The 26,041-nt window shown below is 65.3% G+C and carries 24 protein-coding genes; 13 read left to right on the top strand and 11 right to left on the bottom strand.

Going from position 1 to position 26,041, the window contains the following annotated elements; all coding sequences use genetic code 11:
- Nucleotides 1–6: 6 nt before the first annotated feature.
- Nucleotides 7–504: a thioredoxin family protein gene (locus tag IR187_RS05265; RefSeq protein ID WP_194953660.1), complete on the bottom strand. Its 498-nt coding sequence runs from the start codon at nt 502–504 to the stop codon at nt 7–9.
- A gap of 78 nt (nt 505–582) precedes the next feature.
- Here IR187_RS05265 and IR187_RS05260 point away from each other — a divergent pair, with 78 nt between their 5' ends.
- From IR187_RS05260 to IR187_RS05250, 3 genes are all read left to right on the top strand, one after another.
- Entirely contained in the window at nt 583–2,100 is a 1,518-nt protein-coding gene (locus IR187_RS05260; RefSeq protein WP_194953659.1) for an acyl-CoA carboxylase subunit beta, read from the top strand.
- A gap of 97 nt (nt 2,101–2,197) precedes the next feature.
- Entirely contained in the window at nt 2,198–3,331 is a 1,134-nt protein-coding gene (locus tag IR187_RS05255; RefSeq protein WP_194953658.1) for an acyltransferase family protein, read from the top strand.
- A gap of 10 nt (nt 3,332–3,341) precedes the next feature.
- A complete protein-coding gene (locus IR187_RS05250; RefSeq protein ID WP_194953657.1) occupies nt 3,342–3,539 on the top strand; it encodes a hypothetical protein in 198 nt (65 codons plus the stop codon).
- A 50-nt stretch (nt 3,540–3,589) separates the two neighbouring features.
- On the opposite strand, the gene IR187_RS05245 is transcribed toward IR187_RS05250, so the two are convergent.
- From IR187_RS05245 to IR187_RS05225, 5 genes are all read right to left on the bottom strand, one after another.
- On the bottom strand, nt 3,590–4,057 hold the full coding sequence (locus tag IR187_RS05245; RefSeq protein ID WP_194953656.1) for a nuclear transport factor 2 family protein: 468 nt from the start codon (nt 4,055–4,057) through the stop codon (nt 3,590–3,592).
- 153 nt (nt 4,058–4,210) lie between these two features.
- A complete protein-coding gene (locus IR187_RS05240) occupies nt 4,211–4,690 on the bottom strand; it encodes a GNAT family N-acetyltransferase (RefSeq protein ID WP_194953655.1) in 480 nt (159 codons plus the stop codon).
- A 31-nt stretch (nt 4,691–4,721) separates the two neighbouring features.
- Nucleotides 4,722–5,645 carry a hypothetical protein gene (locus IR187_RS05235; protein ID WP_194953654.1) on the bottom strand — a complete coding sequence of 308 codons (924 nt, stop codon included), beginning with the start codon at nt 5,643–5,645 and terminating at the stop codon, nt 4,722–4,724.
- A 93-nt stretch (nt 5,646–5,738) separates the two neighbouring features.
- The gene (locus IR187_RS05230; protein WP_194953653.1) at nt 5,739–7,154 is read right to left on the bottom strand and encodes a WS/DGAT/MGAT family O-acyltransferase; all 1,416 of its coding nucleotides are present in this window, start codon (nt 7,152–7,154) and stop codon (nt 5,739–5,741) included.
- Between the two features lie 105 nt (nt 7,155–7,259).
- Nucleotides 7,260–8,849, bottom strand: coding sequence for an AbgT family transporter (locus IR187_RS05225; RefSeq protein WP_194953652.1), 1,590 nt, complete (start codon nt 8,847–8,849; stop codon nt 7,260–7,262).
- A gap of 56 nt (nt 8,850–8,905) precedes the next feature.
- Between IR187_RS05225 and IR187_RS05220 the strand changes: the two genes are divergently transcribed.
- The 8 genes from IR187_RS05220 (at nt 8,906) to pip (ending at nt 17,019) form a co-directional block, all read left to right on the top strand.
- Complete coding sequence (locus tag IR187_RS05220; protein ID WP_194953651.1) at nt 8,906–9,508, top strand: thymidine kinase; 603 nt, start codon at nt 8,906–8,908, stop codon at nt 9,506–9,508.
- Entirely contained in the window at nt 9,501–10,046 is a 546-nt protein-coding gene (locus IR187_RS05215; RefSeq protein WP_194953650.1) for a GNAT family N-acetyltransferase, read from the top strand. The genes IR187_RS05220 and IR187_RS05215 overlap by 8 nt, the downstream gene beginning before the upstream one ends.
- Entirely contained in the window at nt 10,025–11,038 is a 1,014-nt protein-coding gene (gene truB / locus IR187_RS05210) for a tRNA pseudouridine(55) synthase TruB (protein WP_194953649.1), read from the top strand. The genes IR187_RS05215 and truB overlap by 22 nt, the downstream gene beginning before the upstream one ends.
- 26 nt (nt 11,039–11,064) lie before the next feature.
- The gene (gene rpsO / locus IR187_RS05205; RefSeq protein WP_037554459.1) at nt 11,065–11,334 is read left to right on the top strand and encodes a 30S ribosomal protein S15; all 270 of its coding nucleotides are present in this window, start codon (nt 11,065–11,067) and stop codon (nt 11,332–11,334) included.
- Between the two features lie 191 nt (nt 11,335–11,525).
- Complete coding sequence (pnp, locus tag IR187_RS05200; protein ID WP_194953648.1) at nt 11,526–13,838, top strand: polyribonucleotide nucleotidyltransferase; 2,313 nt, start codon at nt 11,526–11,528, stop codon at nt 13,836–13,838.
- 128 nt (nt 13,839–13,966) lie between these two features.
- Entirely contained in the window at nt 13,967–15,052 is a 1,086-nt protein-coding gene (locus IR187_RS05195) for an endonuclease/exonuclease/phosphatase family protein (RefSeq protein WP_324187647.1), read from the top strand.
- 69 nt (nt 15,053–15,121) lie between these two features.
- A complete protein-coding gene (locus IR187_RS05190) occupies nt 15,122–15,847 on the top strand; it encodes a 2OG-Fe(II) oxygenase (protein ID WP_194953647.1) in 726 nt (241 codons plus the stop codon).
- Between the two features lie 77 nt (nt 15,848–15,924).
- Nucleotides 15,925–17,019 (top strand): prolyl aminopeptidase, encoded by a 1,095-nt coding sequence (gene pip / locus IR187_RS05185; protein WP_194953646.1) that lies wholly within the window; start codon nt 15,925–15,927, stop codon nt 17,017–17,019.
- A 15-nt stretch (nt 17,020–17,034) separates the two neighbouring features.
- On the opposite strand, the gene ispG is transcribed toward pip, so the two are convergent.
- Nucleotides 17,035–18,186, bottom strand: a complete 1,152-nt coding sequence (ispG, locus tag IR187_RS05180) for a flavodoxin-dependent (E)-4-hydroxy-3-methylbut-2-enyl-diphosphate synthase (protein ID WP_194953645.1) — start codon at nt 18,184–18,186, stop codon at nt 17,035–17,037.
- 259 nt (nt 18,187–18,445) lie between these two features.
- Here ispG and IR187_RS05175 point away from each other — a divergent pair, with 259 nt between their 5' ends.
- Nucleotides 18,446–19,192, top strand: a complete 747-nt coding sequence (locus tag IR187_RS05175; protein WP_194953644.1) for a TorF family putative porin — start codon at nt 18,446–18,448, stop codon at nt 19,190–19,192.
- A 166-nt stretch (nt 19,193–19,358) separates the two neighbouring features.
- Nucleotides 19,359–20,825, top strand: a complete 1,467-nt coding sequence (creD, locus tag IR187_RS05170) for a cell envelope integrity protein CreD (protein WP_194953643.1) — start codon at nt 19,359–19,361, stop codon at nt 20,823–20,825.
- Between the two features lie 171 nt (nt 20,826–20,996).
- Here creD and IR187_RS05165 read toward each other — a convergent pair whose 3' ends face one another.
- The 4 genes from IR187_RS05165 to IR187_RS05150 form a co-directional block, all read right to left on the bottom strand.
- Complete coding sequence (locus IR187_RS05165) at nt 20,997–22,145, bottom strand: alpha-hydroxy acid oxidase (protein ID WP_194953642.1); 1,149 nt, start codon at nt 22,143–22,145, stop codon at nt 20,997–20,999.
- A 94-nt stretch (nt 22,146–22,239) separates the two neighbouring features.
- Nucleotides 22,240–23,502, bottom strand: coding sequence for an FAD-dependent oxidoreductase (locus tag IR187_RS05160; RefSeq protein ID WP_194953641.1), 1,263 nt, complete (start codon nt 23,500–23,502; stop codon nt 22,240–22,242).
- Complete coding sequence (locus IR187_RS05155; RefSeq protein ID WP_194953640.1) at nt 23,489–25,150, bottom strand: amidohydrolase; 1,662 nt, start codon at nt 25,148–25,150, stop codon at nt 23,489–23,491. The genes IR187_RS05160 and IR187_RS05155 overlap by 14 nt, the downstream gene beginning before the upstream one ends.
- The gene (locus IR187_RS05150) at nt 25,147–26,037 is read right to left on the bottom strand and encodes an NAD(P)-dependent oxidoreductase (RefSeq protein ID WP_228765564.1); all 891 of its coding nucleotides are present in this window, start codon (nt 26,035–26,037) and stop codon (nt 25,147–25,149) included. Before IR187_RS05150 ends, IR187_RS05155 begins: the two co-directional genes overlap by 4 nt.
- Nucleotides 26,038–26,041 lie beyond the last annotated feature (4 nt).

The raw sequence follows: 26,041 nt of genomic DNA, 5'->3' as shown, positions 1-26,041 counted from the left end.
CTCTCCCTAGTTCATCAGTTCGTTATAGATGTCGTCGTCGCTGCGGCTGGCGGCGTTGCGCCATTTGGGCGCGGCTTTGCGATTGAGCACATGGCCGTCGGCGCCGAGCACGGCGATGGTTGGGGTGCCTTTGATCTTGAAGCGGAAGCGTTTGGCGACCTCGGGATTGCGGCCCAAACCGCGCACATGCGGCATCCCGATGTCGGCATAGACGATCTCGTAGCGATCGCGGACCGGGGCGAAACGGTCGGTAGCGAGGAGGTTGGCGAACCAGGCGCTGTCATGGCAGCCGCCGGTACCCATGACGAGGAGGACGGGCTTGCCCGATTGCTTGGCGGCAGCGAGCGCGGCGTCGATCGCGGGCATTGGGTCGGCGTTGAAAGCGTCGCTTTTATATGCGTCTTCGACGCCGGGGAGGGTGCGCGGGGTGGTGCCGTCCCCGGCCAGCGCAGGCGTCGTAAGGAGCAGCGAAGCAGTGAGGGCGGCGAAGAATTTGCGGGTCATCGGAGAACGATAGCAGCGGGGTAGAGGCGGGCAAGGTTTTGCATGACGTTTCCGTCAACGTCAGTTAGCTTTCGCGCTATGAGCTGGAAAAAAGAGACCGAGGAACTCGCGGCGCGCCGCGCGATGGCTGAGAAGATGGGCGGTGCGGAAAAGGTCGCGCGCCAGCATGGGCGCGGCAAGATGGACGCGCGGGCGCGGCTTGCGGGCATCGTGGATGCGGGCAGTTTTCGCGAGATCGGCAAGATCGCGGGGCGCGGCAAATATGGCGCCGATGGCGAACTGGAGGATCTGGCGGCGTCGAATTTCATCTTTGGCCGCGCGAATATCGACGGGCGGCCGGTCGTTGCCTCGGCCGACGATTTCACCGTGCGCGGCGGCGCGGCCGATGCTGCGCTGCACCGCAAGTTCGTGCAGTGCGAGGCGATGGCGCATGAATATCGCCTGCCGCTGATCCGCATGATCGACGGCACCGGCGGGGGCGGGTCGGTCAAAACGCTGGAGGATATGGGCTACACCTATATTCCGCATGTGCCGGGGTGGCATGAGATTATCGCCAATCTGGATACCGTGCCGGTGGTGGCGCTCGCGCTGGGGCCGACCGCCGGGCTGGGCGCGGCGCGGGTGGTGGCGAGCCATTACAGCGTGATGGTGCGCGGGCTGTCGCAGCTGTTCGCGGCGGGGCCGGCGGTCGCGGCGGCGATCGGCGACACATTGGACCGCGAGGAGCTGGGCGGGAGCGACGTGCATACGCGCAACGGCGTCGTCGACGACGAGGTCGCAAGCGAGGCCGAGGCGTTTGCGGCAGCGCGGCGCTTCCTCTCCTATCTGCCGTCGTCCATCCATGACCTGGCGCTCCGCACCGAATGCAGCGATCCGGTCGATCGGCGCGAGGAGTCGCTGCTGTCGGCGGTGCCGCGCGAGGCGAAGCAGGTCTATGCGATGCGGCGGATCGCCGACGCGGTGTTCGACCAGGGCAGTTTTTTCGAGATGGGCGCGCGTTGGGGTCGCGCCGTCATTACGGCGTTCGCGCGGCTCGACGGCTGGCCGGTCGCGGTGCTGGCGAGCGATCCCTCCTATCTGGGCGGATCGTGGGATGCGAAGACGAGCGAGAAGGCCGAGCGCTTCGTCAAGCTCGCCGACCAGTTCCGCCTGCCGATCGTTCATCTGGTCGACAATCCGGGCTTCATGATCGGCGGCGAGGCCGAGCGGACGGGGACGATCCGTTACGGGGTGCAGGCGATGAACGCTATCTACCGCGCGACGGTGCCGCTGGCGTCGGTGGTGGTGCGGCGCGCCTATGGCATCGCGGGCAGCGCGATGTCGAATGCCGAGCGCTTCCAGTATCGCTTCGCCTGGCCGTCGGGCGACTGGGGCAGCCTGCCGATCGAGGGCGGGGTCGAGGTCGCGTACAAGAGCGAGCTGGAGGCGGCGGCGGACCCGGCGGCGCATCTGGAGGCGATCCGCGCGCGATTGAACCGCGTGCGCTCTCCGTTCCGGACGGCGGAGAAGTTCGGGGTCGAGGATATTATCGATCCAAGGGATACGCGGCCTTTGTTGTGCGAGTTTGCCGAGCTGGCGTGGCGGGTGCTCAAATAACCTCGTCATTGCGAGCGCAGCGAAGCAATCCGGAGCCCGCGTAAACCACTCTGGATTGCTTCGCTGCGCTCGCAATGACGGGATGGGGAGGCAGCGCATGAATTCCACGCGCCATTACGGCATGGACTGGCTGCGGATCGGGGCATTTACGCTGCTGATCCTCTATCATATCGGCATGTATTTCGTGCCGTGGGGCTGGCATGTGAAGATCGCGCAGCCGCTCGATTGGGTGGCGATCCCGATGCTCGCGACGAATGGCTGGCGGCTGGCTTTGCTTTTCTTCGTCTCGGGTTATGCGAGCGCCGCCCTGTTCGCCAAGCTGGGCGGTAGCGGTGCGTTCGCGCGGTCGCGAAGCACGCGGTTGCTGATCCCGCTGATTTTTGCGGTGATCGTCATCATTCCGCCGCAGCCGTGGATCGATCTGGCGGGGCAGCATGGCTATCCGCATGGCTTCCTGCATTTCTGGCTACACGATTATTTCGGTTTCCAGTTCATCGACGGCATCGCGCTGCCGACCTGGCAGCATCTGTGGTTCGTCGTGTATCTGTGGGTTTACACGATGCTGGCGGCGCTGGTGATTGCGGTTGTCCCTGCACCGGCCCGGGCGCGGATTTCGGACGGTGCAGCGCGGCTGCTGCGCGGATGGGGTCTGCTCATCGTCCCGATGCTGCTGTGGATCGCGATCTACTTGGCCTTCCCCGAGCATGACGAGACGCATGCGCTGTTCGACGACGGGCCGTCGCACCTTCATTATCTGATGGCGTTCGGAGTCGGCTGGCTGCTGCGGGTGCGGCCGGAGCTGTTTGCGGCCGTGGCGCGCTGCTGGCAAGCGGCCGCCGTCCTGGCGGTCATTGCCTTTATGCCGATCGGCTGGGTCGAATGGACATGGCCCGGCGACACCAGGGCGCCCGATTGGGCGGTGACGATGTTCCATGTCGCGCGGCAAGTGCAGGGATGGGCGACGATCGTCGCGCTGCTGGGGATCGCCGACCGATATTGGAACCGCGACCATCCAAAGCGCGCGATGCTCGCCGAGGCGGTGTTCCCATTCTACATCATTCACCAGACGATCATCGTTGTTGTCGGCTGGTGTCTGCTCGGCGCCAATGTCACGGCGCTGCCATCGTTCCTGATTCTGCTCGCGGCGACAGTGACAGGATGCTGGCTTTTCTATCGGATCGGGCGCAGCATCGGCTGGCTGCGACCGCTGATCGGATTGCAGCGCCGATAGGGAGGGCAGCATGGGTGCATTGAAGGGCGTTCTGGCGATCGTGGGGGTCGCGATGATCCTGGTTGGCGGCCTGTGGGCGCTACAAGGGCTGGACATTGTGCGCTGGCCGGCGAGCAGCTTCATGCTGGGCGACACGGTGTGGACGCGCAACGGCATCGTGACGATGGTGGTCGGGATATTTCTGGTCTGGTTCGCGCGCAAGCGCTGAAGTGCGGCTGACGGCGGCTACGCTCTTGCGGGCGTAGCCGCCGCAATCCCCTATTTGCCGAGCGCGAAGCTGGTTGAGGACAGGAATTTCCAGCCGGTGGCGGTGCGCACCAGCGTTTCCACAATCGCTTCCTTGCCCCATTCGGGTTTGTCGGTACCGCGCTGGCTGACGATGGTCAGCGCATAGGTCACGACTGCGGTGTCGCCGCTGAGCGAGATCGACTGCGGGCTCAGTTCATATTGGATCACCTTGCCCTGCGTGTTCTGGAACTTGGTCCAGCGCACCGCCGAATCCTTGCCGCGCGGCGCGGCGAATTCGGCCGACCACACCACCATCTGCGGATCGGCATATTCGGCGGGCCATTTGCCATTCTGCGCGACGTCGTCGACCCAGCTCTGCTGGACGATCTTCCACGCTTCACTTTGTTCCGCCGACAAGGTCGGCATCTGGGCGCTGGCAAGCGGCGCCATGGCCATCACGAAAAGGGCCGCCGAAGCGGCATACAACTTGCTGTGCATGGTCTTTCCCCTGTTGTCGTCGGCCTCCGTTGAGGAGGAACGACTCGCTCGCAAACATGCGAGCCCGGTGCGGCCCGGGGGCAGGAGAGCATGATTGGGGGGAAGTAGCAAATGGCGCGCAGGCGGGGCTGAAATTGCTGTCCTTTTTATACGTCAGGCAGCGGCCAGATCGGTCAGCGCGTCACCGTCGACGCGCATGACCGTCCATTCGTCCATTAGCCTGGCGCCGAGGCTCTGGTAAAAGCCGATCGCCGGGGCGTTCCAGTCGAGCACGCTCCATTCGAGCCGCGCGCAGTCGCGGTCCACACATAGCCGGGCAAGATGCGCGAGCAGCGCCTTGCCGAGTCCCGATCCGCGCGCGGCGGGGCGCACGAACAGATCCTCCAGATAGAGGCCGGGGCGTCCCTCGAAGGTCGAGAAATTGTGGAAGAAGAGCGCGAAGCCTTGCGGCGTGCTCTCGATTTCACCGATCACGACTTCGGCATAAGGCCGCGGACCGAACAGCTTTTCGCCAAGCCTGGTTTCGTCGAAGCGAACTTCGTGCGCGAGCTTTTCATATTCGGCGAGATCGCGGATGAACTGCGCGATCAGCGGCAGATCGGCGGATGTGGCGGGGCGGATTGCGATGGTCATCGGCGCGATGTGTCGCGCTCTGCCGTTGCTGTCAAACCTCGAGCTTGTGGAGCGCGCAGCTGTTGGCGAAGCCAAGGCCGCGTTTGAGCGCCGGATAGGCGGTGACGGTCGCGGCGGTCAGTGCCATTTCGAAGCGTATGGTGCGCCCGTAGAGCATTTCGACCTGCGCGCCATGCGCGTCGGCGGCGGGGTCGTGGGCGCCGACCGCGGCGCCGAAGGCGAAGGCTTCGGCAAGGTCGGCGGGCGGGTCGCCGGCGAGCAGGCGGTTGACGGTGGCGCGATCGACGCCGTCGCCGCGTGCGCTCTCGGCGGCGATCAGCGCGCAGGGGCCGCAATCGGCGGCGAGCGTCGCGCCGATCCGCGCAGCGTGGAAGGCGTCGGCGGGGGCGGCGTGGCGGTGCGCGGTGACGGGCATGAAATGCTGGAACTTTTCGGCCGCGTGGCCCGGCGCGGCGACGAGGTCGGGCAGATAGGGGCTGTTGCCGCCGGTCGCTTTGTTGGCGGCCCGGGCGAACAGGCGCGCCGGGATGCCCGCGGGGGCGATCCGCTGGCGCGCGAACAGGATGGTCAGCGCCACGATGACGAGCAAGGGGTGGCCGAGCACCCCGGGCGCGTCGGCCCAGAAGGTCGCGGGGCCGCAGATGCCCGCGATCACTTCATAGATATGCAGCAAACCGTGCAAGGTCAGCCACAGCCCGCCGACGACAGCGGCGCGCCAGCGCAGGATCGGATGTCCGGCGGCGTAGAGCAGGATCAGCCCCGACCCGGCATAGGCAAGCCCGATGTCGCGGATAAAATGCGCGTTCGGCGGTCCGGTGGTGATGACGGTCGGAATGAAGACATACCAGGCAAGCGGATCGAAGAGCATGAACCCGCCATTGGCGATCGCGCCGAGTGCGGCGATCAGCAGCAGCAGCTGGACGAGCCGGTCCAGTGCGTCGAATTTGCCCAGCATGGCGTTTCCCCTCCCGATCAGCCGCGCAGGCTGTTTAGGCCGGGTGGGCGAGGGTGTAAAAGGCCAAGATGTACCGGGCGTACTACCGCGCCGTCAGCGCTTGATCCCCGCCGCGTCCTCCAGTTCGACCAGTGCATCCTCCAGATAGTCGATCATCCGCTGCGCATGGGGGACGCTGCGGCGGCAGGCGGTGATGCCAAAGTCGATATTCTTGAAGTTCGACACCTGGGTGATGTTCATCGCCATGCCGTCGACCGGGATGCTCGCGGGATACATGCCGTCGAGGCGCGCACCGTTCCAGTACATCTGCTCGCGCGGACCGGGGACGTTCGAGATCGTCGCCGAATAGGCCGGAAATTTGTCGGCGGTGCGCGTCAGCGCGGTGAGCATCATCGGGAAGCTGGTGATCGCGGTGTAAAGCTGGATCTGCTGCGCGGTCATCGCGCGCAGCTGCGCCTTGGCCGAGTTCATCGATTCCTGGATCGCCGCCATGCGCGCCGCCGGATCGTCGATATGCGTCGCCAAATTCGCGGTCACCGACGCGACCGAATTGCCCGAATCGACGTCGTCCTTGGGCCGGATCGACACCGGCGCCATCGCTTTCAGCGGCTTGTCGGGCAGTTCGTTCAGCGATTGCAGATATTTGCGCATCGCGCCCGCGCACATGCCGAGCACCGCGTCGTTGATCGTCCCGTCATAGGCCTTGCCCATCGCGCGGACGCGCTCGAGCGACCAGCTTTGCGCGACGAAGCGTCGCGCGCCGGTGATGTTGCGGTTGAAGCTGGTGCGCGGCACGCGGGTGAAGGGGGTGACCAGCCCGTCACCGCCGATACCGAACATCGCAGCGAGATATTGGTTCATCGCCTTGGTCACGCCGACGCTGTTGCCCCATTGTTCCTTGAGGAAATCGCCGATCGCCTTGATATCGGTCAGGTCGGGGCGCGGCGGTTTTTTGGGGGCAGGGAACTTGCGCTTGTACGCTTCGTAAGCCTCGACCGACAGCGGCGACGCGGTGCGGCGCTCTTCGGGATCGGGCGAGAGCATCGAGTTGTAGAAATGGATGCTCGCGGCGCCGTCCATCAGCGCGTGATGGATTTTCTTGAAGGTTGCGATCTGCCGGTTGGGCAGCCCCGAAATCAGCGTGATTTCCCACAAGGGCCGCGTGCGGTCGAGCAGCCCCGAGTGGAGGCGCGAGGCGAGTTCGAACATCTCGCGATAGCGCCCCGGCTTGGGCAGCGCCGCGGCGCGAACATGATAGTGCATGTCGATGTCGCGGTCGGGCTGGAGGCGGATCGGGCCGTACTGGCCAAAGGGGGTGAGCTTCAGCACTTCGCTGAACGGCCGCCGGAGCCCTTCGGACTGGCGGAGCAACGTCAGCTGTTCGTTGAGCCAGTCGGTCTCGTCAACGCCTTCGGGCAGCGTATAAAGGTTGATGCCGCCGATGTGCATCGGCATCTCGCGGCTTTCCCCCCACAGGAACATCGCGTCGGTCACCGGCATCAGCCGCATGGCAGCCCTCCCTTGCTATTTCATGCTGCACTTTTGCTGCGCAGCATGGGAGGGGCGCCCAAACGTGTCAAGCAAGCCCGCCGCAATCGGCAGCCCTGCCCGGCGTCATGGCGCGGTGGTCGGGATCGGGATATGGACGCCGGCCCCCGGCCCGAGCGGCAGGTCGAGCGCGACCCAGCCCATCAGCAGGACGATCCCGCTGATCAACATGCCGATCGAATAGGGGAGCATCGTCGCGGCGAGGCTGCCCAGCCCGAAATTCGGTTGCCAGCGCTGGCAAAAGATCAGGATCAGCGGGAAATAGACCATCAGCGGGGTGATGATGTTGGTCGCCCCGTCGCCGACGCGATAGGCAGCGGTCGTCATTTCGGCGCTGATCCCCAGCAGCATCAGCATCGGCACCAGCACCGGCGCGAGCAGCGCCCATTTGGCGCTCGCCGACCCGATGAACAGGTTGAGCGCAGCGGTAAGCAGGACGATTGCAGCGAGCAGGACCGGCGCGGGAAGGTCGGCGGCGCGGAGGCCATCGGCGCCATGCACGGCGAGGATCAGCCCCAGGTTCGACCAGGCGAACATCGCGACGAAATGCGCCGCGGCAAAGGCGAGGACAAGATAATAAGCCATGTCGCCCATCGAATCGCTCATCATCTTCACCAGATCGCGGTGGTTGCCGATGACGCCGGTAGCGCGGCCATAGGCCCAGCCGGCGAGCAGGAAGAGCAGGAAAAATCCGGCGACGAGCGAACGGTAAAAGGGCGACAGTCGCGCCTCGGGCGGACCAGCCTCGTCGATCAGCGGCGTGCCTGGGCCGAGGGTGAAGAACGCCCACAGTGCGACCACGAACAGCATGGCAAGCCCGGCATGGCGCAGCCCCTTGCGCTCGGCATCGGTCAGCGCGCGGTCGCGCTCGCCCGCATCGCCCGTGGCAGCTGCTCCCGCGGGGACGTAGGTGCCGAGGCGCGGTTCGATGATGCGGTCGGTGACGTACCAGATCACGGGCAGGAAGATGAACAGCATCGCGGCGATAAAATACCAGTTGCCGGCGATATTCGGCTGCCACGTGCCGAACACCGTTTCGACCGCGGCCTGGGTGATGCCGAACAGCAGGGCATCGAGCTGGCCGGGCAGGAGGTTCGCCGAAAAGCCGCCCGAAACCCCGGCGAAGGACGCGGCAATGCCCGCGACCGGATGGCGACCGGCGGCGTGATAGATCACCGCGGCGAGCGGGATCAGCACGACATAGGCGGCATCGGCGGCCAGATTGCCCATCATCGCGACCAGCGCGACGATCGGGGTGAGCAGCGTCGGCGACGCGCCGCGCACGCTGGCGCGCATCGCGGTACCGAACAGCCCGGTGCGTTCGGCGACGCCCGCCCCGAGCATGACGACAAGGACATAGCCGAGCGGGTGAAAATGGGTGAAGGTCGTCGGCATATCGACCCACAGCCGCGCGATATTTTCGGGGCTGAGCAGGCTGGTCGCCGCAATCACCTTTTGCCGCCCGGTTTCGGGATCGGTCTCGGTCGGGTGCAGCGCCGACCAGCCCGCCGCCGACGCGATCACCGAGATGACGACCAGAATGCCGACCAGCCACAGGAACAACACCACGGGGTCGGGCAAGCGATTGCCGACGCGTTCGATCCAGCCCAGAAACCCTTTTTGCGGCACGGCGGCCACGGCGGCGTTGTCGGTCATCCAGCGTCCCTCTTTGATACTCTTGTCGTTCGTTCGCGCCGGACTATAGCCGGTCCATGGCGAAGCTCTACTTCTATTATGCCAGCATGAACGCAGGCAAATCGACCACGCTGTTGCAGGCGGATTTCAACTATCGCGAACGCGGCATGGAAACAATGTTGTGGACCGCCGCGCTCGACGACCGCTACGGCGTCGGGCAGGTGACCAGCCGCATCGGGTTGATGGCCGACGCGCACAAGTTCGATCCCGACAGCGACCTGTGGACGACGGTGACGGCCGAACATGCCGGGCGCCCCCTCGCTTGCGTGCTGGTGGACGAGGCGCAATTTTTGTCGCGCGAACAGGTGTTGCAACTGGCGCGGCTGGCCGACGAGGCGAATATCCCGGTGTTGTGCTATGGGCTGCGCACCGATTTTTCGGCCGAGCTGTTCCCGGGTTCGGCGGCGCTGCTGGGTATCGCCGATGCGCTCGTCGAACTGAAGGCGGTGTGCGAATGCGGGCGCAAGGCGACGATGAACCTGCGCGTCGACGAAAACGGCCGCGCGGTGGTCGAGGGCGCGCAGACCGAAATCGGCGGCAACGACCGCTATGTTGCGATGTGCCGGCGGCATTTCATGGCAAAACGGCGCGAGGCGGTGGAAGCGATTGCCGATGCGTGACCGGCTGTATGTCGAACTGATCGACGGTGACCTGCGGCTCGAAAAGCTGGGCGAGGCGCATCGCGAGGCTTTGCGCGCCGTCTGCGCGGCCGATGCCGACATCTGGACCATTTATTCGTCAAGCTTTGGCCCCGGGCATTTCGACAAGAGTTTCGATGCGCTGGCGGGGACGGGCGGGCGCATGGCCTATGCGATATTCGACGGCCACCGCCTAGTTGGAATGACTGCTTGGCTGCGCCCCGACTGGACGGCGCAGACGGTCGAGATCGGCAACAGTTATATCCACCCCGACCTGCGCGGCAGCGGGTTCAACGGGCGATTGAAACGGCTGATGATCGACCATGCGTTTGCTGTCGGCATCCGCCGGATCGAGTTCCGTATCGACGAGCGCAATGCGCGCAGCCAGGCGGCGGTCGCCAAACTGGGTTGCACCAAGGAAGCGACATTGCGGTCCGAGCGCATCACCTGGACCGGCCATGTCCGCGACACGGCGCTATGGTCGCTGCTGGCGGAAGAATGGACGGGCGGACGGCGTTGAACGGCTGGATCATCCTCGACAAGCCGCTGGGATTAGGATCGACGCAGGCGGTCGGCGCGGTCAAGCGCGTGTGCCGCGAGGCGGGGCTGGGCAAGGTCAAGGTCGGCCATGGCGGAACGCTCGACCCGCTGGCGACCGGGGTGCTGCCGATTGCGCTGGGCGAGGCGACGAAGCTGTGCGGGCGGATGCTCGACGCGAGCAAGATTTATGAATTTACGGTGCGGTTCGGGACCGAGACCGCCGGACTCGACGCCGAGGGCGAGGTGGTGGCGGTGAGCGATGTGCGGCCGACGCTGGCCGATATCGAGGCGGTGCTGCCGCGCTTTACCGGGCCGATTGAACAGGTGCCGCCGGCCTATTCGGCGATCAAGGTGGACGGCGAGCGGGCGTATGATCGCGCGCGCAAAGGCGAAGCGGTGGAGATGAAGGCGCGGGGGGTGACGGTGCACTCTCTAAAGCCCCTCCCTTTCAGGGGAGGGGTTGGGGTGGGGGCCATCGGCCTTGCGCAAGGCCGATGGCCCCCACCCGCTGCGACTACGCCAGCAAGCCGCCAAGTCTCGCTGCCCTCCCCTGAAGGGGAGGGGGTGGAGGAAATCACCCTTACCGCCCATGTCTCGAAGGGTACTTACATCCGCAGCCTCGCGCGCGACATCGCGCATGCCGTCGGTACCGTCGGCCATGTCACCATGCTTCGCCGCACCAAGGCGGGCCCGTTCGCGCTCGAACACGCGATTTCGCTGGACAAATTGAATGCGTTCGGCCAAGGGGCCGCGCAATCAGAAGTAATTCTGCCGCTCGAGGCAGGGCTGGTCGACATCCCGGCTCTGGACCTTTCCCCGGAAGCGGCAGGGGCGATCCGTCAGGGTCGCATCTGGACCGGGGGAAGCACGCAGGACGGGCTCTATTGGGGACGCGACGCCGAAAACCGGCCCGTGGCGCTGATCGAGGTTTCGGCGGGAACGCTGAAGGTCGTGCGGGGCTTCAATCTGTAAGCCATGATGTTCGAGGAACGAAATTTATGTCGATTACCGCCGAGCGCAAAGCCGAAGTCATCAAGGACAATGCCCGCGAAAAGGGCGATACCGGTTCGCCGGAAGTCCAGGTTGCGATCCTCACCGACCGCATCAACACGCTGACCGAGCATTTCAAGGCGCACCACAAGGACAACCACAGCCGCCGCGGCCTTTTGATGATGGTCAACAAGCGCCGCAGCCTCCTCGACTATCTGAAAAAGAAGGACGAGGCCCGCTATTCGGCGCTGATCGCGAAGCTGGGTCTTCGCAAATAAGAATTTCTGGCGGCCCCGGACTTCCGGGGCCGCTGTCATATTGGCTCCGCGCAAAATGCCGGGCCACAGGGCCGCTCCCGCATCCGGCGGGACCGCCATAGGGCAGACAGACGCCCTACACCGCCCCGGGCCGGATTGCCCGGAATCAGAGGCCCCGCCCGGCATAGGGCCCGGCGGGCGAAGGAAACCACATGTTTGACGTGAAAAAAGTATCGATCGAGTGGGGCGGTGAAACGCTGACGCTCGAAACGGGCAAGGTTGCCCGCCAGGCCGACGGCGCCGTGATGGCGACGCTGGGCGAAACGGTCGTCCTGTGCGCCGTGACCGCCGCCAAGTCGGTGAAGGACGGGCAGGACTTCTTCCCGCTCACCGTCCATTATCAGGAAAAATATTCGGCCGCGGGCCGCATCCCCGGCGGCTTCTTCAAGCGCGAACGCGGTGCGACCGAAAAGGAAACGCTGGTTTCCCGCCTGATCGACCGTCCGATCCGTCCGCTGTTCCCCGAAGGTTTCTATAACGAAATCAACGCCATTGCTCAGGTTCTGAGCTATGACGGCCACAACGAGCCCGACATCCTCGCGATGGTCGCCGCGTCGGCGGCGCTCACCATTTCGGGCGTGCCCTTCATGGGCCCGATCGGCGCCGCGCGCGTTGGCTATATCGACGGTGAATATATCCTCAATCCGACCGACGCGCAGGTTGCCGAAGGCGACCTCGACCTGGTCGTCGCGGCGACTTACGACGCGGTGATGATGGTCGAATCCGAAGCCAATGAGCTGTCGGAAGAGGTCATGCTGGGCGCCGTCCTGTTTGCGCACGACGCGTGCAAGGAAGTCGTCAAGGCGATCGTCAAGCTCGCCGAACAGGCCGCCAAGGATCCCTGGGATATGGCTGCGTCGGACGACAATGCCGCGATCAAGGACAAGCTGAAGAAGCTGATCGGCAAGGACATTGCTGCCGCCTACAAGCTGACCGACAAGTCGGCGCGTTCGAACGCGCTCAATGAAGCGCGCGCGAAGGCGAAGGAACAGTTCACCGCCGACGGGCTCGACCCGCAGAGCGTCATGGCCGGCATCAAGCTGACCAAGAAGCTGGAAGCCGAAATCGTCCGCGGCGCTATCCTGAAGGACGGCAAGCGCATCGACGGTCGCACCACGACGCAGATCCGCCCGATCGTCGCCGAAACGCACTTCCTGCCGCGCGCGCATGGCTCGGCGCTGTTCACCCGCGGCGAGACGCAGACGATCGCGACCTGTACCCTTGGCACCAAGGATGCGGAGCAGATGATCGACGGCCTGAACGGCCTGTCGTACCAGAACTTCATGCTGCACTATAACTTCCCGCCCTATTCGGTCGGTGAAGTCGGCCGCTTCGGCGCGCCGGGCCGCCGCGAAGTCGGCCATGGCAAGCTCGCCTGGCGCGCGCTGCACCCCGTGCTGCCGACGAAGGACGAGTTCCCCTATACGATCCGCCTGACCAGCGACATCACCGAATCGAACGGTTCGTCGTCGATGGCGTCGGTGTGCGGCGGCTCGCTCGCGATGATGGACGCCGGCGTGCCGATCAAGCGGCCGGTGTCGGGCATCGCCATGGGCCTGATCCTCGAAGGCAAGGATTATGCGATCCTCAGCGATATCCTTGGCGACGAGGATCACCTCGGCGACATGGACTTCAAGGTCGCTGGCACGTCCGAAGGCATCACCACGATGCAGATGGACATCAAGATCGCGGGCATCACGCGCGAAATCTTTGAAGCCGCGCTGAACCAGGCCAAGGAAGGCCGTGCGCACATCCTCGGCGAAATGGCCAAGGCACTGGGCGAAGCGCGCACCGAGCTGTCGGCGCACGCGCCGCGCATCGAGACGATGCAGATCGACAAGGCAAAGATCCGCGACATCATCGGCACCGGCGGCAAGGTGATCCGCGAGATCGTCGCGACCACCGGCGCCAAGGTCGACATCGACGACGAAGGTCTGATCAAGATTTCGTCGAGCGATCTGTCGCAGATCGAAGCCGCGCGGAAGTGGATTTCGGGCATCGTCGAGGAAGCCGAAGTCGGCAAAATCTATGACGGCAAGGTCGTCAACCTTGTCGATTTCGGGGCGTTCGTGAACTTCATGGGCGGCAAGGACGGCCTGGTCCACGTCAGCGAAATCGCGAACGAGCGCGTCGAAAAGGTCTCGGACGTCCTGAGCGAAGGCCAGGAAGTCAAGGTCAAGGTGCTCGAGATCGACCCGCGTGGCAAAGTGCGCCTGTCGATGCGCGTCGTCGATCAGGAAACCGGCGCCGAACTGGAAGACACCCGCCCGCCGCGCGAACCCCGCAGCGATCGTGGCCCGCGCCGTGATGGCGGCGACCGCGGCGACCGCGGCCCGCGTGGCGGCGGTGGCCGTGACCGCGATCGTGGCCCGCGCCGCGACGGCGGCGGCGACCGCGGTCCGCGCCGTGAACGCAACGAGGGTCCGGAAGACCAAGGCCATGTGCCCGACTTTCTGAAGGACTAAACCTTCGCTTTATCGAACAAGGAAAAGGGGCTGCTGCTGCGGCCCCTTTTTCATTGTCGTGGCCGCAGACGACGAGCGCCCGGTGAATCACCGGTGACGCCCATAGCTGGTTGGGTTATGCGGCGGGCGTGACCCAGGGCTTTGCGCGATCGAAGATTTTGTTGGCGGGCTGGGCCGGTGCTTGCGGGCTGGCACTTGCGGCGTGCGGTACGGCACCGCCGCTGCGCGTCATGGCATGCGATGCCGCCCCCGCCGCGACGGTCACCCGGTCGGCCGACGGCCGCGAGGTGACCACGACCCTGTCGGTGCTCACCTATAATCTGGAAGGGCTGGGCTGGCCCGCGCGCAACGGGCGCGCCAAGGAACTGAAGGAAATCGGCGAGCGGCTGAACGCAGCGCGCGAGGACGGCAGCGGCGCCGACATCATCCTGTTTCAGGAGATGTTCAGCGGCGCGGCCAAGCGCGCCGTCGCGGCAAGCGGCTACCCGGCGATCGTGCCGGGCCCGCGCCGCACCACGCGGGCATTCGTCCGGGGCGTCGACCCGATGGGGGGCAACGCCAAGCCTTTGAAGGGCGAGCTCGGGATCAGGCTGCTGGGCGGCGGACTGGCGATCGCGTCGCGCTTTCCGATCGTCGAGAGCGCCGCAGCAGCCTATGGACGCCGCGCCTGCGCGGGTTTCGACTGCCTGTCGAACAAGGGGGTCATGCTGGCGCGGGTTGCGGTGCCGGGGGTGCCGACGTCGATTGACATTTACAACACCCACATGAACTCGCGCCGCGCGTCGCGGGTTTCCGACCGGCGCAATGGCGAAGCCCATGCGCGGCAGGCCGAGATCGCGTCGGCGTTCATCGCAGCGACCGAGGATGTCGCGGTGCCGCTGATCTTTGGCGGCGATTTCAACATGCGCCATTCGGAAATAAGGTGGGAAGCCTTTTCGGAGCATCATCCGCTGACGCTGGTCCATGAACATTGCATCGACCCGGCATCGGGATGCGACGTCCGGATGTCGTGGGACGGTGACGCCCCGTGGATGGACACGCAGGATCTGCAATTTTTCGCCAATGGCGAACGGCTTGCGGTGCGGCCGATCCGTGTCGAAGCGGTGTTCGACGGCGGCGCCAGCGGACCGCGCCTGTCGGACCATGACGGGTTTCTGGTGACGTATGAATTGCGCTGGCCCGCCGACATGACGGCAGGATCGCCCGGCTGTTGAGGCGCAAGGAGCGCGTTTGAGCGCAAGATTCGGGGCGCCGCCCGGCGGGCGAAACGATAGGTCGCGCACATGATCGAAACGAATGACCTGCCTGTCTCGGCGCGCGTCCGCGCGGCCGATTGGACCGCCACCGCCGCGGCGCTCGATGTGTCGGGATGGGCTGTCCTGCCGGGGCTGTTGTCGGCAGCGGCGTGCGACGAGACGGCGGCGCTCTATGGCGACGAGGGGATATTTCGCAGCCATGTCCAGATGGCGCGGCACGGGTTCGGACGCGGCGCGTATCGGTATTTCGCCTATCCGTTGCCGCCGCTGGTCGCCGAGCTGCGCACCGATCTGTATGCGCGGCTGGCGCCGCTGGCGAACCGCTGGCACGAACGGACGGGCCGGGTGGGGCGCTTTCCTGCCGATCACGCCGATTATCTGGCGCGGTGCCATGCCGCGGGCCAGACGCGCCCGACGCCGCTGCTGCTGCAATATGGACCGGGCGATTATAATTGCCTGCACCGCGACCTGTACGGCGCCGAGGTGTTCCCGTTGCAGGTCGCGGTCCTGCTGTCGGCGCCGGGTGACGATTTCACCGGCGGCGAGTTCGTGCTGACCGAACAGCGGCCGCGGATGCAGTCGCGCGCGGCGGTAGTGCCGCTGGGCAAGGGCGATGCGGTGATCTTTGCCGTCAACGAACGACCCGTCACGGGTAGCCGCGGCGTTTACCGCGTGGCTATGCGTCACGGGGTGAGCGAAATCCGGTCGGGACAGCGGCATACGCTGGGGGTGATCTTTCACGACGCCGCATAATGTCGCCCGCCGGGTGGACATGGGTACTCAGGCGGTTAAGCCGGTGCTTCCCCAAGGCATCAGCGAGGACAGCGGCGATGGATTTTTCCCGGCTTCAGGCGAGCAGCAAGATCGGCGACGACTGGGTCTATCCGCAGCCGCCGTGCCTGAATTTTGGCTGGCTGGAGGTCGATCGCGACCCCGCGCACCGCATCTATTGGGAGGAATATGGCAACCCCGCGGGCGAGCCGGTGATGTTCCTGCACGGCGGCCCCGGCGGCGCTTGCGCCCCGGCAATGGCACGCTTTTTCGATCCGAAACGCTATCGCGTCATCCTGTTCGACCAGCGCGGGTGCGGCAAGAGCGAGCCGACGGTGGCGTCGGCGGGACCGGCGGTGGCGCTGGCCAAGAACACCACCGCGGACCTGATCGGCGACATTGCGAAATTGCGCGACCATCTGGCGATTACCGGGCCGATGCACGTGTTCGGCGGCAGCTGGGGCAGCACGCTGGCGATGGCCTACGGAATCGCGCACCCCGGGCATTGCGCCAGCCTGATCCTGCGCGGCATCTTTCTGGGTGCGGCGGAGGACCTGGATTATCTGTACCAAGGCAATGCCGCGACGTGGGAGGAGGATCCCTATGGGCTGACCGCGCCGGGGGCGTATATCAAATATCCCGGCGAATGGGCGGCGCTGCTCAAGGTACTGACCCCTGCCGAACGCACCGATGTGATGGCGTCGTACAAGGCGATCTTTGACATGGTGCCGACGAGTGCGGCGGAAAAGGAAAGGCAGTTGCATGCTGCGCTGACCTGGTCGCTGTGGGAGGGGGTGATTTCGAACATGATCCCCGAGGCCGCCGATACCGGCAAATTCGGCGAGGCGGATTTCGCGTTGAGCTTTGCGCAGATCGAGGCGCATTATTTCGCGAACAACCTGTTCCTGCCGGCGGGGCATTTCTTTGACAATATCGCGGTGCTGGCGGCGATCCCGATTCACATCGTTCACGGGCGGTTCGACGAGGTCTGCCCGCTGACCCAGGCGTCGCGGCTGGTCGATACGCTGCGCGCGGCGGGGACGGAGCCGGTGTCCTATGTCGTGACCAATGCGGGGCATAGCGCGATGGAGCGCGAAAATGCGCTGGCGCTCACCGCGGTGATGGATGGGTTGGCGCCGCTGGCCCGCGCATAGGCTGCGGAGCCGCGCTTACGCCGCCTTGCCGTGGGCGACGTCCATGCTGACCGACTGGCCCGCGTCGATTTCGGCGGCCTTGGCCTCGACCAGCTTGACGACATGCGCGATCATGTCGGCGTCGGCGACATGGTGGTCGGTGACGCCCGAGAGGTATACCATATGCTTGCCGTTGCCGCCGCCGGTGATGCCGATGTCGGTTTCGCGCGCTTCGCCGGGGCCGTTGACGACGCAGCCGAGCACCGAGAGCGACATCGGGGTCTTGATGTGGCTCAGCGCTTCCTCGAGCGCCTGGACGGTGCGGATGACATCGAAACCCTGCCGCGCGCAGCTGGGGCACGACACGACACGGACGCCGCGGGTTCTGAGGCCGAGCGATTTCAGGATTTCGTAGCCGACGCGCACTTCCTCTTCGGGTTCTGCCGACAGGCTGACGCGGATCGTGTCGCCGATCCCCGCCCACAGCAGGTTGCCGATGCCGAGGGCCGACTTCACCGTCCCGCCGATCAGCCCGCCCGCTTCGGTGATGCCGAGGTGGAGCGGGCAGTCGATCGCGTCGGCGAGCTGCATATAGGCGGCGACGGCGAGAAAGACGTCGCTGGCTTTGACCGCGACCTTATAGTCGTGGAAGTCGTGGTCCTGGAGCAGCTTGATATGGTCGAGCGCGCTTTCGACGAGCGCTTCGGGGCAAGGTTCGCCGTATTTTTCGAGCAGATCCTTTTCCAAAGAGCCGGCGTTGACGCCGATGCGGATCGCGCACCCGTTTGCCTTGGCGGCGCGCACGACTTCGCCGACGCGCTCCGACGATCCGATATTGCCGGGATTGATGCGCAGGCACGCGGCGCCCGCGTCGGCGGCTTCAAGCGCGCGCTTATAGTGGAAATGGATGTCGGCGATGATCGGAACGCGTGCGGCGCGCACAATCTTGCCCAGTGCCGCGGTCGAATCGGTGTCGGGGCACGACACGCGGATCAGGTCCGCGCCCGCCTCTTCGCAGCGGCGGATCTGGTCGATCGTCGCGACCGCGTCGCTGGTCAGCGTGTTGGTCATCGTCTGGACCGTGATCGGCGCGCCGCCGCCGACGGGGACGTCGCCGACCATGATCTGGCGGCATTGGCGCCGCGCAATGTCGCGCCAGGGGCGCAGGCCGGGGTTATGATCGCTCATGGGTTCGGGCTCGATCGAGAGGGGATAGCCGCCGCTCTTTAGCCGCCCCGCCGCGACTTGGCAAAGCCTGTGCGCCGGCATCGGGCTGTTGCGCGAAAGACACAGTTTGTCGCAGAATCGGTAACGGGCGCAATTTTCATTTGTGCGGCGCAGCAAAATCGGCAATTTTCCGGGTGTTCGTCGTCACAAGCCCGCACGAAGAGGCGTGGACGCGCACAGCAGGCCGGGACGATCCGTTTTTTTACTAGGGGGATCACCCATGAAGTTTCTTACCAAAGCGTGTTTCGGCATGCTGCTCGCCGCGTCGTCGATGTCGACGCCTGCCTTCGCCCAGGAAGAGGCCAGCGGTCCGTTCACGCTTTCAGGCGGCATCGATGTCGTTTCCGATTATCGCTTCCGCGGCATTTCGCTGTCGAACGAAAAAGTCGCCGTGCAGCCAACCTTGTCGGTCAGCCACGAAAGCGGCTTTTATGCCGGGGTCTGGGGTTCGTCGCTCCCCGACAGTCCGCTTTATGGCAAGTTCGAGCTTGACCTGTTTGCCGGCTATTCCGCCGAGATCGCGTCGGGCACCACGATCGATGCCGGCGTCACCTATTATATGTATCCCGGCAACCGCGATTTTGCGGGGCCGAGCGATTATGTCGAATTTATCGGCAAACTGTCGCATACGCTGGGCCCGGTCGGTGCGACCGCGACCGTTGCCTATGCGCCCGACCAGAAGTCGCTGGGTAGCGAAGACAATATCTATCTGAACCTCGGGCTCGAATCGGGCATTCCGAATTCGCCGGTGACCCTGCTGGCCTCACTCGGCTATACCGACGGTTCGCTCGGCGCCGTGTCGGCCGACGGCAAATATCTCGACTGGATGATCGGCGCCTCCTTTGCCGCGGGTCCGGCAACCTTCAAGGTCCAATATATCGACACCGACGTCAAAAAGACGGGCATCAAGGCCGTCGATACGCTTTATGATCCGACCGTGGTCTTCACGCTGGGCTTTTCTTTCTGATCGGCTAGCGCGTCAGCGACCACGCGCGAAGGGGGCGGCTTCGGGGGAGGCCGCCCCCTTTTTCGTGCGCGCGGGGCGGCGGCGATGGTTGATGGCAAGTCGCTTGACCGTATCGGCGAACCGTGCAATTTCATCGATGAATTGAAGCCAGCGGAGTTTGTCCCCCATGACGCAAGCCTCTCAAAATGTTTCCGTGCCGCCCGTCCCGCCTGCGCGCAGCGAGCGTAGCCCTGGCGTCAAGCTGGTGATCGCAGTGCTGATCGCGGTTGCACTGATGGTGCCGCTGTTGATGATCTATGGTCTGCTTTGGGATCGGCAGCAGCAGGCCGAAACGGCGCAGGCGTCGATCGGCCAGGGCTGGGGCGGACAACAGACGATCGCCGGGCCGGTGATCGTCATCCCCTATCGCGCGACCGAAACGACCACGGTCAACGAAAATGGCAAGGATGTGACGCGGACCGTCAATACTATCCGCAATCTTTACCTCTCGCCGCAAACCAACAAGGCCGACGTCACGATCAAACCCGAAAAGCGCAAGAAGGCGATTTACGAAACGGTCGTTTATGAAAGCCAGGTCGCCGGCAACGCCGAATTCGTCCTGCCCGCCGACATCGCGCGTTACGGTGTCGCCCGCGAGGCGCTGATGCTCGACCGCACCGAAGTGCGGCTCGGGATCAGCGACGCGCGGGGGCTTGTCGACGGCAACAGCCTGACCGTCGACGGCACGCCGGTGGCGCTCCAGCCGGGGAAGGGGCTGCTTTCGACGGGTAATTCCGGCACCTTCGCCTTTGTCGACTGGAGCGGCGCAGCGCCGATGAAGGTCGATTACCGGATCGGCGTGCGCGGGCTGGGCGATTTCAAGCTGATCCCGCGCGGCGTCGATACGCGCTGGACGGTCAAATCGAGCTGGCCGAACCCCAGCTTTGGCGGCGATTTCCTGCCCGCGAAGCGCAGCGTTACGGCCAGCGGCTTTACGGCAACCTATGCGGTGCCGAACCTCGCGCTGGGGCAGGCGCAAGTGCTGACCGGCGACCTGTCGCCGCCCGTGACAACCAATTATGGCCCGCGCGATGCCTATATCGAGGCGGTTTCGGCGCCGAGCGATGGCGGTGCGGCCGAAGCGTCGGGCGGCACCGCCAAAGCGGTGGCGATCAGCCTGATCGAACCCGTCGACCTGTACAGCCAGGTCGATCGCGCGATCAAATATGGTTTCCTGTTCATCGGCTTTACCTTTGTCGCCTTCCTGATGTTCGACATCATCGCGGGCGCGCGGGTCGCGCCGGCCGAATATTTCCTGACCGGGATTGCACTGGTGCTGTTCTTCGTGCTGCTGCTGGCGTTCGCTGAGGTGATCGGGTTCACCCTGGCCTATATGCTGGCGTCGGCGGCGATCATCGGGTTGCTGGCGTTCTATAGCGCGGCGGTGCTCAAAAGCTGGAAGCGCGCGCGGTTCCTGGCGGCGATGCTGGTCGGGCTTTATGCGCTACTTTACGTGCTGCTGAACCTTGAAGCCTATTCGCTGCTCATCGGTTCGGTGCTGATGTTCTTTGCCCTTGCCGGGGTGATGTACATGACGCGCAGCATCGACTGGAGCGGGTTGGGCAAGAAGGATGAGGCGGCGGTGGCGGCCTAAAACACCTCTCCCTTTGGGGGAGGTGGCGGAGCTTGCCAGCTTGCTGGCTAGCAAAGCCAGGTGAGGGGTTCGACGCTGGATTATCAAGCAAGGTTCGAACCCCTCACCCGCTGCGACTAGGTGGCGGAGCCACCAAGTCTCGCTGCCCTCTCCCGATGGGAGAGGGATAAGCTACCGCCAGCGCAGATTATGGGGGCCGAGATCCGTGAGGTTTTTGGCCCCCATCAATTTCATGCCCCGCTCCATCTCGGCGCGGAGCAGGCCGATGGCGCGGCTCACGCCATCCTCGCCCGCTGCCGCCAGCGCGTAGAGGTAGAGCCTACCGCCCGAGCAGGCTTTCGCCCCGACGGACAGCGCTTTCAGCACATGGGTGCCGCGGGTGATGCCGCCGTCGCAAATCACTTCGATCTTGTCGCCGACCGCATCGACGATTTCGGCGAGCGCGTCGAAGGGTGCGCGGCTGCCGTCGAGCTGGCGCCCGCCATGGTTCGATACCATGATCGCGGTGGCGCCGATCTCGACCGCGCGGCGGGCGTCTTCGACCGCGACGATGCCTTTCAGACAGAATGGGCCGTCCCATTGCTGGCGGATCGCCTCGGCGCGCTGCCAGTCGAGGCTCTGGTCGAGCATCGTGGTGAAATAGTCGGCGACCGATTTGGGGACGCTCGATCCTTCGGACACATGCGTCGCAAGGTTGGGCAGGCTGAATTTTTCGCGGAGGACGTAATTGAGTCCCCAGCCGGGTTTGGCCGCGTAGCTCAGCATATTGCGCGGCGTGAAGCGCGGCGGCGAGGTGAAGCCCGATCGCAGGCAGCGCTCGCGATTGCCGCCGACAATGGTGTCGACGGTGAGTGCGACGGCGTCGAACTTCGCGGCGCGTGCAGCGTCGAGCATCGCGCGGTTCAGCCCTTCGTCCTTGTGAACATAGAGCTGGAACAGCTTGGGGCCATCGGTGAGCGCGCCGGCTTCAGCCAGACTGATCGTGGCGAGACTGGAGATGCCCGCCATCGTTCCGGCGTTCGCGGCGGCGCGGAGGACGGCGCGCTCACCCTGCCAGTGGAACAGGCGTTGCAGCGCGGTCGGCGAGAGGAACAGCGGCATCGCCATTTCGCGCCCGAAAAGCGTCGTTTTCATATCGACGCTTTCGACCCCGGCGAGGACGCGCGGGATGAGGTCGCAATCGTCGAACGCGGCGCGGTTGCGGCGGCGGGTGACTTCGTCGTCGGCGGCGCCGTCGATATAGTCGAACACCGGCCAGGGCAGGCGGCGCCGCGCGAGGGCGCGGAAGTCGTCGATATTGTGGCAGTCGGTGAGTTTCATTCTTGTCCTGTTCCCCGTCATTGCGAGCGCAGCGAAGCAATCCAGAGCGGCGTACGCAACCCTCGATTGCTTCGCTCCGCTCGCAATGACGAAATCAGACGACGGTTCGTGCCGCCACGGTCCCCTTGCTCGCAAAGCTGAAGCGCGGCTCGACTGCCAGCTTCGGATCGAGGATATGCGCCGCCACCCGCTTGCCGACCGCCGGACCGTTCTTGAACCCGTGCCCCGATCCGCCGCCGACCAGCCACACGCGTTCCTGTCCGGGGAAGCGATCGATCAGATAATCGCCGTTCGAGCTATTCTCATATTGGCAGACGCGCCCGCCGATCAGCGGCGCTGAGGCGAGGCCGGGGAAGCGGCGCGCGATATAGCCGCGCGCCTCGGCGATTCCCGCCGGGGTCAGGGTGCGCTCTATGGTGTCGGGGTCGACCACCGGGCCGTGCCGGTCGATCGCGATCTTGAACCCCGCACCCTCCAGATCGGGGATGCCGTAAAAGATGCCCTTGTTGCTGTTGTCGGCCCACACCGGCAGTTCGGGCGGGGCAAAGCGGGTGTCACCCTGCGGCGCGCCGAAATGATAAACCTCCTGCCGCGTCGCGACGATCCGGTTCATCAGTTGCTGCGGGAACAGTTCGGCGAGCCAGGGGCCGAGCGCATAGACGAGATGATCGGCGGTGCCGCCATCGGGCAGCGAGTGGCGCTTGATCCGTTTGGACAGCAAGGGGGCGGGCATCACGACGCGCTCGACCGCGATCTGCGCGTCGGCGATCACTTCCTGCACCCCGCGCCCGGCGATGAGTGCGCCGCATTCGGTTTCGAGGACGCCGGTTTCGCCCTGAAAAAATTGGATCTGGCGATATTTGTTTTGCAGCCAGTTGACGTCGCCATGCTCGTGACCGACGCGGTTTGCTTGCAGCCAGGCAAGCGATTGCGCGGTGTAGGGATCACCCTGTGGCCCGAACCACAAGACGCCGGTGTTGTGAAAGATCGGCGCGCTGGCGCTTTCGGACAACGCCTTCCAATAGGGCAAGGATTCGCGCGCCATTTCGGAATAGATGGTGTCGGCGCCATAGCCCATGCGGATGACGCGGCTCTCGCCACCCGACGACGAGCGGACATGGCCCGCGCCATAGGCGTCGAACAGGCGCACCGTCTTTCCCGCGCGCAGCAAGTGCCACGCGGTCCACGCGCCGAACACCCCGGCGCCGATGATCGCGACATCGACATGCTGGACGGTCGGTTTGGCGGGTTTGCGTTTCTTTGACTTGCGCTCGGCCGCTGCCGCGGATGCCGCCACAGGCAGCGCGGCGAGGCCCGTCAGCAGCGCGCGACGGCTGGGGGCGCTATCGCCCGCCACCCGGCGCTTCCCTCTTGTAATAGCGATAGCCGCCGATCCAGGTTTCGAGCGGCACCATCTTGCGAATCTCGTCGGGGCTGGCGAGCATCGGGTCGGCGTCGATCATCAGGAAATCGGCGCGCATCCCCGGCATCAGGGTGCCGATGCGGTCCTCGGCAAAGGCGGCATAGGCCGCGGTGCGGGTGAAGCCGTCGAGCGCCGCTTCGCGGCTCACCGCTTCCTCGGGTCGCCAGCCGCCGAAGGGCTGGCCATTCGCGTCGGTGCGCGAGATGGCGGCGGCAAGGCCGGCAAAGGGATCGGCGCTTTCGACCGGCACGTCGGAACCAAAGGCGAGGCGGGCGCCCGCCGCTTGCAGGCTGCGCCAGGCATAGGCGCCTTTCAGCCGGTCGGGACCGAGCCGCGCTTCAGCCATCAGCCGGTCGCTCGTCTGGTGAACCGGCTGCATCGAGGCGATCACCTTCAGGCTGGCGAAGCGCGGGATGTCGGCGGGGTCGATGACCTGCGCATGTTCGATGCGCCAACGGCGTTCGCCGGGCAGGTCGGCGGTAAGGTCGGCGATCGCGTTCAAGGCTTCGGCATTGGCGGCGTCACCGATCGCGTGGATCGTCACCTGGAACTTGTCCATCGACGCGCGGACCATTTTGTTGCGAAGCTGCGCGGGGGTGAGCAGCGGCAAGCCGGTCTGGCCGGGAGCGTCGCTGTACGGTGCTTTCAGCCACGCGCCGCGCGAGCCGAGCGCGCCATCGAGGTACAGCTTGACCCCGACCATGCGCAGCCGGTCATCATACAGCCACGGCGTTGGTTCGCCGCCCGCGATCATCGCCATATTGTCGATGTCGCCGCCGTAGCTGAGGATGCGGACCGCGAGCTGTTTCTTGTCGCCGGCGCGGCGGAATGCCTGCCAGTCGAGGATCGACGTCCCCATATCGGCGATCGCGGTAATTCCCTGTTCGAGCAGCTTTTGCTGTGCAAGCAGCAAGGCGCGGTCGAGGTCGCGCGCGAGGGGTTTGGGCTTGGCGCTGTCGATCAGGCTCATCGCCGCATCGACAAAGACGCCGCTCGGCTTGCCGCCCGCCATTTCGATGCGGCCGCCGTCGGGCGACTTGCTGGCGGCGGTGACCTTGGCGGCGGTCATCGCGGCGGTGTTGGCCCAGCCCGCATGGCCGTCGATCCGTTCGAGCCAGACCGGGCGGTCCGGCACTGCGGCGTCGAGATCGGCGGCGGTCGGAAAGCGACCCAGTCCCCATTTTTCCTGGTTCCACCCGCGCCCGATGATCCACGGCATTTCGGGATTTTCGGCGGCATATTTGCGGATCGCCGCCTGCGCCTCTGCCAGCGAGCTGGTGTCCGACAGGTCAAGCAGCATCAACTGGAAGCCCAGCCCCATGACATGGCCATGCGCGTCGATCAGCCCGGGGATCAGGGTGCGGCCCTTGCCGTCCTCCTTGAAATCGGGGCGCTCGGGGCGCTTGTCCTTGCGGTCGAGCAGCTGCTTGACCTTGCCATCCTTGTCGATGACCAGCCCGGTGAAGCGGACGAGTTTGCCGTCCTTGTCGAGCGTGATGCCGTTGACGTTATCGACGAGCGTGTCGGCGTGCGCGGGGGCGGCGAAGGTGAGCGCGAGGGCGGTGAGCAGGAGGCGGTTCATTTCGGTAACCTTGTTACGAGTGAGCTGGTGTCGCGGCGGCCGTGTCCGGCCTTTTGGACATCGGCATAAAATTGATCGACCAGCGCTGCTACCGGGATCGTCGCGCCGTTCGATCGCGCTTCGTCGAGCGCGAGGCCCAGATCCTTGCGCATCCAGTCGACCGCGAACCCGAAATCGAACTCATCCTTCGCCATCGTGTCCCAGCGGTTGAGCATCTGCCAGCTGGCCGCCGCGCCGCCCGACACCGCCTCGAAAACCTTCTCGGTGTCGAGCCGCGATGCCTGGGCAAAGCGCAGCGCTTCGGACAGCCCTTGCAGCACCCCGGCGATCGCGATCTGGTTGACCATCTTGGTCGTCTGCCCCGCGCCGGGTCCGCCAATATGGACCATGCGCGCGGCATAGGCCTGCATCACCGGCTCGGCGGCGGCGAACGCGGACTTGGTGCCGCCGCACATGATCGACAGCGTGCCATTCTGCGCCCCCGCTTCGCCGCCCGAGACCGGGGCGTCGACGCACAGCAGGCCGAGCCCCTCGGCCTCGACCGACAGCTGGCGCGCGATGCGCGCGGAGACGGTCGTGTGATCGATGAACAGGGCGCCTTGGCGCATCGCCCTGAACGCGCCGTCGCGGCCCAGAGTGACCTGCGCCAGATCGTCGTCGTTGCCGACGCAGGTCAGGACGACGTCTGCGCCGCGCGCGGCCTCCGCCGGGGTCGCTGCTGCCTTGCCGCCATGTGCCGCGACCCACGCATCGGCCTTGGCGCGGGTGCGGTTATAGACGGTGAGGTGGTGGCCCGCTTTCGCAATATGCCCCGCCATCGGTCCGCCCATGACGCCGGTGCCGATGAAGCTGATGCGCAATTTTTCCTCGCTCATAGCACGGTCCATAACC

Origin of the sequence: Sphingopyxis solisilvae, from assembly GCF_015475875.1 — a bacterium.
GTDB lineage: Bacteria > Pseudomonadota > Alphaproteobacteria > Sphingomonadales > Sphingomonadaceae > Sphingopyxis > Sphingopyxis solisilvae.
Note: the sequence above shows the minus strand (reverse complement) of the source record. Positions and strands in the feature narration are given on the sequence as shown.